The organism is Pseudomonas sp. CHM02, assembly GCF_000612585.1.
GTDB lineage: Bacteria > Pseudomonadota > Gammaproteobacteria > Pseudomonadales > Pseudomonadaceae > Aquipseudomonas.
Genome location: NZ_JFCA01000042.1, coordinates 46396 through 59905, shown reverse-complemented (window position 1 = coordinate 59905; position 13510 = coordinate 46396). Strand labels below are relative to the sequence as shown.

The 13510-nt window shown below is 62.2% G+C and carries 14 protein-coding genes; 13 read left to right on the top strand and 1 reads right to left on the bottom strand.

Annotated features, from left to right (window positions below):
* Positions 1-31: 31 nt before the first annotated feature.
* Entirely contained in the window at positions 32-715 is a 684-nt protein-coding gene (locus BM70_RS0123220) for a DNA-3-methyladenine glycosylase (RefSeq protein ID WP_025858248.1), read from the bottom strand.
* A 174-nt stretch (positions 716-889) separates the two neighbouring features.
* Here BM70_RS0123220 and BM70_RS0123215 point away from each other — a divergent pair, with 174 nt between their 5' ends.
* The 13 genes from BM70_RS0123215 (at position 890) to BM70_RS0123155 (ending at position 13405) form a co-directional block, all read left to right on the top strand.
* Complete coding sequence (locus tag BM70_RS0123215) at positions 890-2155, top strand: glutamate-5-semialdehyde dehydrogenase (RefSeq protein WP_025858247.1); 1266 nt, start codon at positions 890-892, stop codon at positions 2153-2155.
* Positions 2155-2799, top strand: coding sequence for a nicotinate-nucleotide adenylyltransferase (nadD, locus tag BM70_RS0123210; protein WP_025858246.1), 645 nt, complete (start codon positions 2155-2157; stop codon positions 2797-2799). Before BM70_RS0123215 ends, nadD begins: the two co-directional genes overlap by 1 nt.
* A gap of 69 nt (positions 2800-2868) precedes the next feature.
* Positions 2869-3363: a ribosome silencing factor gene (gene rsfS / locus BM70_RS0123205; protein WP_010206793.1), complete on the top strand. Its 495-nt coding sequence runs from the start codon at positions 2869-2871 to the stop codon at positions 3361-3363.
* A 9-nt stretch (positions 3364-3372) separates the two neighbouring features.
* On the top strand, positions 3373-3840 hold the full coding sequence (gene rlmH, locus BM70_RS0123200) for a 23S rRNA (pseudouridine(1915)-N(3))-methyltransferase RlmH (protein ID WP_003176297.1): 468 nt from the start codon (positions 3373-3375) through the stop codon (positions 3838-3840).
* A 15-nt stretch (positions 3841-3855) separates the two neighbouring features.
* Positions 3856-5754 (top strand): penicillin-binding protein 2, encoded by a 1899-nt coding sequence (gene mrdA / locus BM70_RS0123195; protein WP_025858245.1) that lies wholly within the window; start codon positions 3856-3858, stop codon positions 5752-5754.
* Positions 5755-5785: 31 nt separating this feature from the next.
* The gene (gene rodA, locus BM70_RS0123190) at positions 5786-6889 is read left to right on the top strand and encodes a rod shape-determining protein RodA (protein ID WP_042570827.1); all 1104 of its coding nucleotides are present in this window, start codon (positions 5786-5788) and stop codon (positions 6887-6889) included.
* Between the two features lie 17 nt (positions 6890-6906).
* The gene (gene mltB / locus BM70_RS0123185; protein WP_025858244.1) at positions 6907-7917 is read left to right on the top strand and encodes a lytic murein transglycosylase B; all 1011 of its coding nucleotides are present in this window, start codon (positions 6907-6909) and stop codon (positions 7915-7917) included.
* Positions 7917-8915, top strand: a complete 999-nt coding sequence (locus BM70_RS0123180; protein ID WP_025858242.1) for a septal ring lytic transglycosylase RlpA family protein — start codon at positions 7917-7919, stop codon at positions 8913-8915. The genes mltB and BM70_RS0123180 overlap by 1 nt, the downstream gene beginning before the upstream one ends.
* Positions 8916-9095: 180 nt before the next feature.
* Entirely contained in the window at positions 9096-10253 is a 1158-nt protein-coding gene (locus tag BM70_RS0123175; protein ID WP_015886062.1) for a D-alanyl-D-alanine carboxypeptidase family protein, read from the top strand.
* An 84-nt stretch (positions 10254-10337) separates the two neighbouring features.
* Complete coding sequence (locus BM70_RS0123170) at positions 10338-10619, top strand: DUF493 domain-containing protein (RefSeq protein ID WP_025858241.1); 282 nt, start codon at positions 10338-10340, stop codon at positions 10617-10619.
* Positions 10619-11266, top strand: coding sequence for a lipoyl(octanoyl) transferase LipB (lipB, locus tag BM70_RS0123165; protein WP_025858240.1), 648 nt, complete (start codon positions 10619-10621; stop codon positions 11264-11266). The genes BM70_RS0123170 and lipB overlap by 1 nt, the downstream gene beginning before the upstream one ends.
* 26 nt (positions 11267-11292) lie before the next feature.
* A complete protein-coding gene (lipA, locus tag BM70_RS0123160) occupies positions 11293-12294 on the top strand; it encodes a lipoyl synthase (RefSeq protein WP_162493887.1) in 1002 nt (333 codons plus the stop codon).
* 190 nt (positions 12295-12484) lie between these two features.
* Complete coding sequence (locus BM70_RS0123155; RefSeq protein ID WP_025858238.1) at positions 12485-13405, top strand: LD-carboxypeptidase; 921 nt, start codon at positions 12485-12487, stop codon at positions 13403-13405.
* Positions 13406-13510 lie beyond the last annotated feature (105 nt).

Sequence of the window (13510 nt, the reverse complement as noted above, 5' to 3'; positions counted from 1 at the left end):
TCGCCGGCAAGCCGGACTCCTACAGGTCGTGTTAAGTCAAAAAATAGTCGCGGCCTTCGACCTGGCCCCGGCGCAGCGGGTTCCGCGTGCAATAAGGCGCGTAGCCCGCATCGACGAAACGGTACATCAGGTGCTCATCGCGGCCGCTGGGGATGCCCAGGCGGGTGGTCTGGATGATCTGGGTCGGTGTCTGGCCCACGTCTTCAACGTAGAGCAATTCCTGATCGAAGCGCTTGGCATCCCACATCGGCACCTTCAACCCCAAGGCCTTGCACAGCAGGGTCTGGCCGGCGCAGAGCTTTTGCGAGGCGCGCGGGCTGCCGTCGGCATTCGGGTTGTTCAGCAGCATCTGCGCCAGGCTGGCCGGGCCGGACAATTCATCCACCCACGGATACGCCGATTTGATCAGCACGGCATTGCCCGGGCCCTGGGCGCTGAAGTTCAGGGAGTCGCCGCCACGGGCGTAGTACATGTAGATATGGCCACCATCCAGAAACAAAGCCTTACGCTTTTCTGTGTAGCCCAATGAAGCGTGACTGCCTTTTTCGGCCACGTAATACGCTTCGGTTTCAATAATTCGCGCCGAAAGCCAGATTTCGCCGACACGATGGCGGATGATTTTTCCGAGCAATTGCTTCGCAAGAATTTGCGCATCGCGGTCGAAGAAGCTGTCGGGCAGGGCGCTTGCGGGGAGTTGGGGCGATGAACTGGGCATGGCGGTCAGGGTAAATACGGCTAAATGTGACGGAATCATAACAACTCCCACCTTAATTACCGCTGAACCCCAGGTTTTTACAGTTCATTTCGACCATCCGCCCCTCACCGCTGTCAGTCGAGCGACGGCACAGCTATAATCTGCCGCTTTCCTCCCTGCCAAGACTCCCTGACCATGACTGAGTCCGTTCTTGACTACATGACCCGCCTGGGTCGCGCTGCCCGTCAGGCCTCGCGGTTGATCGCCCGTGCGAGCACTGCGCAGAAGAACCGTGCCCTGCTGGCCGCCGCCGACGCTCTGGATGCTTCGCGCTCCGAGCTCACCGCCGCCAACGAACTGGACCTGGCCAACGGCCGCGCCAATGGCCTGGAGCCGGCCCTGCTGGACCGCCTGGCGCTGACCCCGGCACGTATCGACGACATGATCGAAGGCCTGCGTCAGGTGGCCAAGCTGCCTGACCCCATCGGTGAAATCCGCGATATGCGCTACCTGCCGTCCGGCATTCAGGTCGGCAAGATGCGCGTGCCCCTGGGCGTGATCGGCATCATTTACGAGTCGCGTCCGAACGTGACCATCGACGCCGCGAGCCTGTGCCTCAAGTCTGGCAATGCCACCATCCTGCGTGGCGGTTCCGAGGCGATCAATTCCAACCGCGCCATCGCGGCCTGCATCCAGCAGGGCCTGGCCGTGGCCGAATTGCCTGCCGAAGTGGTGCAAGTGGTGGAAACCACCGACCGCGCCGCCGTTGGCGCGCTGATCACCATGCCGGAGTTCGTCGACGTGATCGTGCCGCGCGGCGGCAAGAGCCTGATCGAACGCGTCAGCCGTGATGCCAAGGTGCCGGTCATCAAGCACCTGGATGGCGTGTGCCACGTGTTCATCGATGTGGCCGCCGACATCGACAAGGCAATCCGCATCGCCGACAACGCCAAGACCCACCGCTACGCCCCGTGCAACACCATGGAAACCCTGCTGGTGCACGTCGGCATTGCCGATCGCGTGCTGCCGCCGCTGGCGGCCATCTACCGCGACAAGGGCGTCGAGCTGCGTGGTTGCGAGCGCACCCGTGCGCTGTTGGGCGCGGACGTGATCGAAGCGACCGAGCTGGACTGGTACACCGAATACACCGCGCCGATCCTGTCGATCAAGATCGTCGACGACCTGGACGAGGCCATCGAACACATCAACACCTACGGCTCCAAGCACACCGACGCCATCGTCTCCGAGCATTTCAGCGATGCCCGGCGTTTCCTCAACGAAGTGGATTCCGCTTCGGTGATGATCAACGCCTCGACACGCTTTGCCGACGGCTTCGAGTATGGCCTGGGCGCGGAGATCGGTATTTCCACCGACAAGCTCCACGCACGTGGCCCGGTTGGCCTGCAAGGCCTGACCAGCGAGAAGTACGTGGTGTTCGGCGACGGTCATGTGCGCACTTGATGGCTAAACGCATCGGGCTGCTCGGCGGTACTTTCGACCCCGTGCACATCGGCCATTTGCGCAGTGCCCTGGAAGTCGCGGATGCCCTCGCGCTCGATGAGTTGCGCGTGATGCCCAACGCACGGCCGCCTCATCGCGATACGCCGCAGGTGTCACCGCAGCAACGCCTGGAAATGGTGCGCCTGGCGGTGGACGGCATAACGCCGTTGGTGGTGGACGACCGCGAGCTCAAGCGCGATAAACCGTCCTACACTGTTGACACCCTGGAGTTGATGCGCGCCGAGTTGGCCGCGGATGACCAGTTGTTTCTGCTTTTGGGCTGGGACGCTTTTTGCGGCCTGCCCTCTTGGCATCGCTGGGAGGAACTCCTCCAGCATTGCCACATCCTGGTTTTGCAACGCCCGGATGCCGACAGCGAACCGCCGGATGCCTTGCGCAACCTGCTGGCCGCGCGGTCGGTAAGTGACCCCTTGGCCCTGACCGGGCCGAACGGGAATATTGCATTCGTCTGGCAGACCCCGCTTGCGGTGTCCGCCACCCAGATCCGTCAACTGCTGGCCAGCGGGAAGTCGGTACGTTTCCTGGTGCCTGACGCGGTCCTGGCCTACATCGATGCGCACGGGCTTTACCGTGCGTCGAACTGAAAAGGCGCGCTTGAACGTACGCACAGTCGTACAGCGAGCGCCCGAACATACGAGCAAAACGAGTTTTATATGACGAACAAAGACGTAAGCAAAGTTAAGCGCAAAGGCACGTTCAAAAGCGCCCCGCTGCCAGTTGAAGCCCACACCGGCCCTGAGCTGGCTGGCGAAGAGCTGGTAAAAGTCGCCGTGGCGGCCCTGGAAGACGTCAAGGCCCAGGACATTCAGGTGCTGGACGTGCGCGACAAGCAAAGCATCACCGACTACATGATCATCGCCACCGGTACTTCGAACCGCCAGATCGGCGCGATGCTCGACAAGGTCCGCGAAGCCGTCAAGGCCCAAGGCGTGAAGCCGCTGGGTGAAGAAGGCAAGGGCGACAGCGACTGGGTGCTGCTGGACATGGACGACGTGATCGTTCACATGATGACCTCCAACGCCCGTCAGTTCTACGACCTGGAGCGTCTGTGGAAAGGCGCCGAGCAGAGCCGTGCCGCCGATGGCAAGCACCACAGCCCGGAAGTGGGCCACGCGCACTTCGACAAGCTCAACAAAGACCAGGAATAAGGAACGGCTGTGCGCCTGCGTCTGATTGCTGTCGGTTCACGCATGCCCAAGTGGGTGGAAGAAGGCTGGCACGAGTATGCCAAGCGTCTGCCCGCTGAGCTGTCGCTGGAACTGGTAGAGATACCGCTCAATACCCGGGGCAAGAATGCCGATGTGGCGCGCTTTATCCGTCAGGAAGGCGAAGCCATGTTGGCCAAGGTCGGTCCCAACGAGCGCATCGTCACTCTGGAAGTGCACGGCAAACCCTGGAGCACCGAGCAGCTGGCGGTGGAGCTGGATCGCTGGCGCCTGGACTCGCGTACAGTCAACTTCATGGTGGGCGGTCCCGAAGGGCTGGCGCCGGAAGTCTGCGCGCGGGCGGACCAGCGCTGGTCGCTGTCAGCGCTGACGCTGCCGCACCCGCTGGTAAGGATCCTGATCGGTGAACAGCTGTATCGCGCCTGGACAGTTCTGTCCGGGCACCCTTACCACAAATAATCTGCGCCCCTCCCGATGACCCAACCGATCCGCATCAAGGACCACGAGAAAGACGCACGTCTCGTACGCGCTCGCGTGGTGTTTGGCGCAATCATGGTGGTGGCGTTGTTGGGCGTGCTGATTGCCCGCCTGTATTTCCTGCAGGTGATCCAGTACGACTATCACTCCACGCTGTCGGAAAACAACCGGGTGCATGTGCAGCCGATCCCACCGACCCGTGGGCTGATTTTCGACCGTAATGGCGTGGTGGTCGCGGATAACCGGCCCAGCTTCAGCCTGAGCATGACCCGCGAGCGTTCCGGCGACTGGCAGCAAATCCTCGATGTGATCGTCGAGGTGCTGCAACTGACGCCGGAAGACCGGGTGATCTTCGAGAAACGCATGAAGCAGGGACGCCGGCCTTTCGAGCCGGTGCCGATCCTGTTCGAGCTGACCGAAGAGCAGATCGCGCGGATCGCGGTGAACCAGTTCCGTCTGCCGGGTGTGGAAGTGGTGGCGCAGTTGGTGCGGCATTACCCGCAAGGGCCGCACTTTGCGCATTCCGTCGGCTATATGGGGCGGATCAACGAGAAAGAGCTGAAAACCCTCGATCCGGTCAATTACAGCGGCACCCACCATATCGGCAAGACCGGCATCGAGCGCTTCTACGAGCCCGAGCTGCACGGCCAGGTGGGTTACGAAGAAGTCGAGACCAACGCGCGCGGCCGCGTGCTGCGGGTGCTCAAGCGCACCGACCCGGTGCCGGGCAAGGACATCGTGCTGAGCCTGGACATCAAGCTGCAGGAGGCGGCGGAGATGGCTCTGGGCGGTCGTCGCGGCGCGGTGGTTGCGTTGGACCCGAAGACTGGCGAAGTGCTTGCGATGGTCAGCCAGCCAAGCTTCGACCCCAACCTGTTCGTGACGGGCATCAGCTTCAAGGCCTACGCCGAGTTGCGTGATTCCATCGATCGGCCACTGTTCAACCGCGTACTGCGCGGCCTGTACCCGCCGGGGTCGACGATCAAGCCGGCCGTGGCGATTGCCGGTCTGGACGCGGGCGTGGTCACGGCCTCCAGCCGCGTGTTCGACCCGGGCTACTACATGCTGCCCAACTACGATCACAAATACCGTAACTGGAACCGCACCGGTGACGGCTATGTCGACCTGGACACCGCAATCATGCGCTCCAACGACACCTATTTTTACGACCTGGCCCATAAGCTGGGTATCGATCGCTTGTCCGCCTACATGGGCAAGTTCGGCCTCGGCCAAAAGGTTTCCCTGGACATGTTCGAAGAATCCCCCGGCTTGATGCCGTCGCGGGAATGGAAGCGTGCGACCCGCCGCCAGGCGTGGTTCCCGGGCGAAACCCTGATCCTCGGCATCGGCCAGGGCTATATGCAGGCGACGCCGCTGCAACTGGCCCAGGCCACGGCCCTGGTGGCCAACAAAGGCATCTGGAACCGTCCGCACCTGGCCAAGACCATCGAGGGCGAAAAGCCTGTGGATGAAAACCCGATCCCGGACATCGTGCTGCGTGATACGTCGGACTGGACCAAGGTCAACCACGGCATGCAGCAAGTGATGCACGGCGCCCGCGGCACCGCACGCAAGGCGGCGCTGGGCGCGCAATACCGCATCGCCGGCAAGAGCGGTACCGCTCAGGTCGTGGCGATCAAGCAGGGCGAGAAATACGACCGCTCCAAGGTCCAGGAGCGCCACCGTGACCACGCCTTGTTTGTCGGTTTTGCCCCGGCGGACGACCCGAAAATCGTGGTGGCGGTGATGGTCGAGAACGGCGAGTCCGGTTCCGGCGTCGCGGCGCCCGTGGTGCGTCAAGTGATGGACGCCTGGCTGTTGGCCGACGACGGCAGGCTCAAGCCCGAATACGGCGGCCCCCCTTCAAGCACCGAGGTTACGGCCCGTGAAGAGTAATTTTGACCGCATCCTCTCCAGCGAGGATGTGATGCGTCGCCGTGCGACGTTGCTGCAACGCATGCACATTGATGGCCCGTTGCTGATCCTGCTGCTGACACTGGCGGCCGGTAGCCTGTTCGTCCTGTATTCGGCCAGCGGCAAGAACTGGGACCTGCTGATCAAACAGGCGTCGTCGTTCGGTCTGGGGTTGCTGTCGATGGTGGTGATCGCCCAGCTCGAGCCGCGCTTCATGGCCCGCTGGGTGCCGCTCGGTTATGTGGCTGGCGTGTTACTGCTGGTCGTGGTGGACGTGATGGGCCACAACGCCATGGGCGCGACCCGCTGGATCAACATTCCGGGGGTGATTCGCTTCCAGCCGTCGGAATTCATGAAGATTCTGATGCCAGCGACCATCGCCTGGTACCTGTCCAAGCGCACCTTGCCGCCGCAGCTCAAGCACGTGGGGATCAGCCTGATCCTGATCGGCGTGCCGTTTATCCTGATCGTGCGCCAGCCGGACCTCGGCACCTCGCTGCTGATTCTGGCAGGCGGCGCGTTCGTGCTGTTCATGGGCGGTCTGCGCTGGCGCTGGATCCTCAGCGTGCTGGCCGCCGCCGTGCCTGTGGCCGTGGCCATGTGGTTCTTCTTCATGCATGACTACCAGAAGCAGCGGATCCTGACCTTCCTCGACCCCGAAAGCGACCCGCTGGGCACCGGCTGGAACATCATCCAGTCGAAGGCGGCCATCGGCTCCGGTGGCGTATTTGGCAAGGGTTGGTTACTGGGCACCCAGTCGCACCTGGACTTTCTGCCCGAGAGCCACACCGACTTCATTATTGCGGTGATGGGCGAAGAGTTCGGCCTGGTGGGCATTTGCGCGCTGTTGCTGATCTATTTGCTGTTGATTGGTCGCGGACTGGTGATCACCGCGCAGGCGCAGACGCTGTTCGGCAAATTGCTGGCCGGCGCCCTGACCATGACTTTTTTTGTTTACGTTTTCGTCAACATCGGTATGGTCAGTGGCCTGCTGCCGGTGGTTGGGGTGCCGTTGCCGTTCATTAGCTACGGCGGAACTTCGCTGGTGACATTGCTGTCAGCGTTTGGGGTTTTGATGTCGATTCATACGCATCGCAAATGGATCGCACAGGTTTGAATAAGGTGAAGATGTCAATGCAAGTAATGCGCGGCTGGGCGACTCGGCACGCGTCCTGGATGGGCCTGGTCGGGCTGCTGGGCGCAACGCAAGAGGCGCAGGCCGGTGACTACGATGGTTCACCCCAGGTCGCCGAGTTTGTCGGTGAAATGACCCGCGACTATGGTTTCGCCGGTGAACAGCTGATGGGCGTGTTCCGCGAAGCCCAGAAAAAGCAGGCGATCCTCGATGCCATCTCACGCCCTGCCGAACGTGTGAAACAGTGGAAAGAATACCGCCCGATGTTCCTCACCGACGCCCGTGTGGCGCGTGGCGTGGACTTCTGGCGCCAGCACGAGGCGGTACTGGCGCGCGCCGAGCAGGAATACGGCGTGCCGGCCCAGGTGATTGTCTCGATCATTGGTATTGAAACCTTTTACGGGCGCAATACCGGCAGTTACCGGGTGATCGACGCCTTGTCGACCCTGGGCTTCGATTACCCGCCCCGCGCTGACTTCTTCCGCAAGGAGTTGCGCGAATTCCTGCTGCTGGCCCGCGAAGAGCAGGTCGATCCGCTGACCCTCAAGGGCTCCTACGCCGGTGCGATGGGCCTGCCGCAGTTCATGCCGAGCAGCTTCCGCGCTTATGCGGTGGATTTTGACGGCGACGGGCACATCAATATCTGGAGCAACCCCGACGACGCCATCGGCAGTGTGGCCAGCTACTTCAAGCGCCATGGCTGGGTGGCCGGTGAACCGGTGGTGATCCGCGCCGATGTCACCGGCGATCGCGCCGATGAGGGGCTGACCCAAGGCATAGAGCCGGCCAAGACGGTCGGGGAGTTGCGGGCGCTGGGCTGGTCGAGTCAGAATGCGCCACGCGATGATATGCCGGTGACGGCGTTCCGTCTCGAAGGCGAAAATGGCCCGGAATACTGGATGGGCCTGAAGAATTTCTACGCAATCACGCGTTATAACCGCAGTGTGATGTACGCCATGGCCGTGCATCAGCTGTCAGACATGCTGGTCCAAGCACGGGGCAACAAGTAATGCGGGCATCGCCGTTCAATCAACCGCTCAAGCTGGTGGCGTTCGCCGCGTTGTCCCTGCTGGTCGTCAGTTGTTCCACCAGCCGTGGTCCGGCGCAGAAGTCTGGGGGCACGGCCGTCCGTTCCCAGCCGGGCCTGGACATCAACCGCGCGCACAAAGACGGCGCGCCGTGGTGGGACGTCGACGTGTCGAAGATCCCGGATGCCACGCCCACCCTGCACACCGGTGCCTACAAGGCCAACCCGTACACCGTGCTGGGCAAGACCTATTTCCCCTTGCAGGAATCCAAGACCTACGTGCAATCGGGCACGGCGTCCTGGTACGGCACCAAGTTCCACGGCCAGAACACCGCCAACGGCGAAGTGTATGACCTGTACGGCATGAGCGCGGCGCACAAGACGTTGCCGCTGCCCAGCTATGTGCGTGTGACCAACCTGGACAACAACCGCACGGTGATCCTGCGCGTCAACGACCGCGGGCCGTTCTATTCGGACCGCATCATCGACCTGTCCTACGCCGCTGCGAAGAAACTCGGTTACGCCGAAACCGGCACCGCACGGGTCAAGGTCGAGGGCATCGATCCGGCGCAGTACTGGGCACAGCGTGGCAAGCCGGCACCGTTGATGCTCAACGAGCCGCAGACACCACAACCGCAAATCACCGCATCGGCCGGCAAGGTCGAGCAGTGGACGCCGCCGCCACAGCAGCACGCCCCGGACACCGTGGCCGTGCCGCAGGCTGCCCAGGGCGCTTCGCTGGCGGGTGGGCAATACCTGCAGGTGGGCGCTTTCGCGAACCCGGATGCGGCAGAACTGTTAAGGTCCAAGCTCAGCAGCATGGTCAACGCGCCGGTGTTCATCAGCTCCATCGTGCGTAACCAGCAGACGTTGCACCGTGTGCGCATGGGCCCGATCGGTTCGCCGAGCGAGGTTGCACAAGTGCAGAACAGTGTGCGCCTGGCCAACCTGGGGCAGCCCAGCGTGGTCACGGCAGAATAAGTAAGCATTGATGGTTCAGGCTCGTGCGCGGGCTCGAACCCTGGTTGTTGGCTCGTTGAACAATAAAAACCCAGGGGCAAGGGGTGAGCGGGCAACCGAACACGTGACAGTCTGGAAGCGGGCTGTCTGAATAAGTTTTGCCCGCGAGGGCAAGTTTCCATAAGCAATTTCGAGAGACGGATGAACATCACCACCTTAGCCAAACGCACGTGCCTGCTTATCTCGCTGATCATCACCCCGGCCGCCTGGGCGGTTGAAATGGTGCCGGCTTCACCGCAACTGGCCGCCAAGTCCTGGGTCCTCATGGATGCCGCCAGTGGCAACGTACTGGTCGAGAGCAACGGTGACCAGCGCCTGCCGCCGGCCAGCCTGACCAAACTGATGACCGCCTACATCGCGACCCTGGAAATCCGTCGCGGCCAGATCGGCGAGAACGACCCGGTGACTGTCAGCGAAAATGCCTGGCGCACCGGCGGTTCGCGGATGTTTATCAAGGTCGGCTCGCAAGTCACCGTGAGCGACCTGCTGCACGGCATCATCATCCAGTCCGGTAACGACGCCAGCGTCGCCCTGGCCGAGCACATCGCCGGCAGCGAAGACGCGTTCGCCGACATGATGAACAAAACCGTGGCCGACCTGGGCATGACCAACAGCCACTTCATGAACCCGACCGGTCTGCCGAACCCTGAGCACTATTCGTCGGCTCACGACATGGCGATCCTGGCGCGCGCGATCATCCGTGTCGACCCGGTGCACTACGCGATCTACTCCCAGAAGGAATTCTTCTGGAACAACATCAAGCAGCCTAACCGCAACCTGTTGCTGTGGCGCGACAAGACCGTCGATGGCCTGAAAACCGGCCACACCGACGAAGCCGGCTACTGCATGGTGTCGTCCGCTGTGCGTGACGGCCAACGCCTGATCGCCGTGGTCTTCGGTACCAACAGCGAGCAGGCCCGTGCGGCCGAGACGCAAAAACTGCTGACCTACGGTTTCCGTTTCTTCGAAACCCAGACCTTCTACCAGAAGGGTGCTGAGCTGGCGACCGCGCCCGTGTGGAAAGGCGCTACCTCCCAGGTCAAAGCCGGCCTGGCTGAAGACCTGACCCTGACCATGCCTAAAGGCCAGCTGAAAAAGCTCGCCGCCAGCATGACCATGAACCCGCAATTGGTTGCCCCCATCGCCAAGGGTGATGTGATCGGCAAGGTCGAAGTGAAGCTGGACGACAAAGTGGTCCACAGCGCCGACCTGATCGCGCTGGACGCCGTCGACGAAGGTGGTATCTTCCGCCGCGTGTGGGATAGCATCCGTCTATTCTTCTACAGCTTGTTCAACTGATAGTGTGCACCTGCAAAGCCCCGCGTTGATCCGACGCGGGGCTTTGCCCGTCGCCACGGCTTACGCTTACGAGGCCGTTACGCCATGACCGATAAAGAAGTAGAAGTAAAGGCGCCTAAGATCGAATTCCCAGTGACGGATTATCCCGTCAAGGTGATCAGCGATACCGGCGTGGGCCGCAAGGACAAGATTCTCGAGATCGTCAGGAAGTACGCGACGATCAACGACAACCGCGTGGACGAGCGTCAAAGCTCCACCGGCAAATACACCACGATCCAGTTGCACATCGTTGCGACGGATCAGGACCAGCTCTACAACATCAACAGCGAATTGCGGGCTACCGGCTTCGTGCACATGGTGCTGTGATGTCACAGGTCCTGGGCTTTCGCGAGCTCGGCCGGATGGACTACGAGCCTGTCTGGCACGCCATGCAGCGGTTCACCAACGAGCGCGGCACGTCGGCCCCCGATGAAATCTGGCTGGTGGAACATCCGCCCGTCTTCACCCAGGGCCAGGCCGGCAAGGCCGAGCATCTGTTGCTGCCGGGCGATATTCCGGTGGTGCAGGTCGACCGAGGTGGCCAAGTGACTTACCATGGTCCCGGCCAACTGGTGGCTTACCTGCTGCTGGATGTGCGCAAGCTTGGGTTTGGCGTGCGCGACCTGGTCAGCCGTATGGAGGCTTGCCTGATCGAGCTGTTGGCCAGTTACGGCGTGACTGCCGCAGCCAAGCCTGATGCACCCGGTGTGTATGTCGACGGCGCGAAAATCGCCTCCCTGGGGCTGCGGATTCGCCACGGTTGTTCCTTTCATGGCCTGGCCCTGAACGTGGACATGGACCTGGCACCGTTCCGGCGGATCAACCCGTGTGGCTATGCCGGGTTGGCGATGACGCAACTGAGTGACCACGCCACACCGATTAAATTTGCCGAGGTAAGTGCCCGGCTGCGTACGCAGCTCGTCAAACACCTCGACTATGCTGAGCAGACGACCCTTACGGGCGGAATCGACTGATTATGACTACTGATGCAGTGCAAACCATGATCCCGACGGTGGACGTTACCGACCGTCCGGCCCCGGCCCCGCGTGCCAAGGTGGAAGCCGGCGTCAAGCTGCGCGGCGCCGAGAAGGTTGCACGCATCCCGGTGAAGATCATTCCGACCACCGAACTGCCGAAGAAGCCTGACTGGATCCGCGTGCGCATCCCGGTTTCGCCGGAAGTCGACCGTATCAAGGCCCTGCTGCGCAAGCACAAGCTGCACAGCGTGTGCGAAGAAGCGTCCTGCCCGAACCTGGGCGAGTGCTTCTCCGGCGGCACTGCTACCTTCATGATCATGGGTGACATCTGCACCCGTCGTTGCCCGTTCTGCGACGTCGGCCACGGCCGTCCGAAGCCGCTGGACGTCAACGAGCCGGAAAGCCTGGCCATCGCCATCGCCGACCTGAAACTCAAGTACGTGGTGATCACCTCGGTAGACCGCGACGACCTGCGTGACGGCGGTGCCCAGCACTTCGCCGACTGCATCCGCGAAATCCGCAAGCTGTCGCCGAACGTGATGCTCGAAACCCTGGTCCCGGACTACCGTGGCCGTATGGACGTGGCGCTGGAAATCACCGCCGCCGAGCCGCCGGACGTGTTCAACCACAACCTGGAAACCGTGCCGCGCCTGTACAAGGCCGCGCGTCCGGGTTCGGACTACCAGTGGTCGTTGACCCTGCTGCAGAAATTCAAGCAGATGATGCCGCACATCCCGACCAAGTCCGGCTTGATGCTGGGCCTGGGCGAGACCGACGAAGAAGTGATCGAAGTCATGAAGCGCATGCGCGAACACGACATCGACATGCTGACCCTGGGCCAGTACCTGCAACCGTCCCGCAGCCACTTGCCGGTGCAGCGTTTCGTGCACCCGGACACCTTCGCCTGGTTCGCCGAGGAAGGCTACAAGATGGGCTTCAAGAACGTGGCCTCGGGCCCGTTGGTACGCTCTTCGTACCATGCGGACGAGCAGGCCAAGCTGGTCAAGGCGAGCCTGGTTTCCTGATAGCGATGTGAGCAGCACTGCAGGTCCAATATGGGAGGGGGCTTGCTGTGGTGAGGGGGCTTGCCCTGGTGAGCAGGCTTGCTGTGGTGAGCGGGCTTGCCCCGCGCTGGGCTGCGAAGCAGCCCCAAGTGACCCCCACTGGCTTTGCCCCTCCCACATTTTCCGAGCATCACCTCAGGGAGAGTCGTGGATGACCGCTGCCGTACCTGCCCTCCGTAGCGAAGGCACCATCGCCCTGATCGCCCCCGCCGGCCCCGCCACCCTGGACGTTGAAAAAGCCGGCCAATGGATGCGCACCCGCGGCTACGACCTGCGCATATACCCAGGTGTCTACGAACGCGACGGCTACCTTGCCGGCAGCGACAAAACCCGCCTCAACGACCTGCACAAAGCCTTTGCCGACCCTGAAATCGACGCCATCTTCTGCCTGCGCGGCGGCTACGGTACGCCACGCTTGCTCGACAGCCTGGACTTCGAGCTGTTGCGCGCCAATCCCAAGCCATTCGTGGGTTACAGCGACATCACCGCGTTGCACCTGGCAATCAGCCGCTACGCGGGTTTCGTGACCTTCCATGGGCCGATGCTCAATGCCGATCTGCTCGGCGACAAGCAACAAGCCACCGAGTCCTCCCTGTTCAGCCTGCTACGCGGCCAGTTGGGCGCGGGCAGCGAGTTGATGCACCCGATGGCCTATCCACTGACCACAATCGAACCAGGCATCGCCTGTGGACGCCTGCTGGGTGGCAACCTGTCGATGATTGCGGCGGTGATGGGCACGCCTTACGAAATCGACGCAGAAGGCATCATCCTGCTGATTGAGGACGTCAACGAGCCGATCTACCGCATCGACCGCTTGCTGACGCACCTGCGCCTGGCGGGCAAGCTGGCGCAGGTTGCCGGCGTACTGGTGGGGGATGTGGCGGGAGTGGATAACATGGCGCTGGAGCGGCTGCTGAAGCAGACCTTTGCGCCGCTCGGCATCCCGGTGTTGTCTGGCTGGCGCAGTGGGCATTGTGATCCGAACCTGACGTTGCCGATGGGCGCGTTGGTAAGGCTGGATGCGGGGGAGCAGCGGGTGGTGTTGGAGCAGGATGTAGTGTTTAAGCCTTGAGTTTGATGTTGCCTGTCAGGCCGTCTTCGCAGGCAAGCCAGCTCCCACATTTGGAACGCATTCCCCTGTGGGAGCTGGCTTGCCTGCGATAATGGTAGTTGCCGT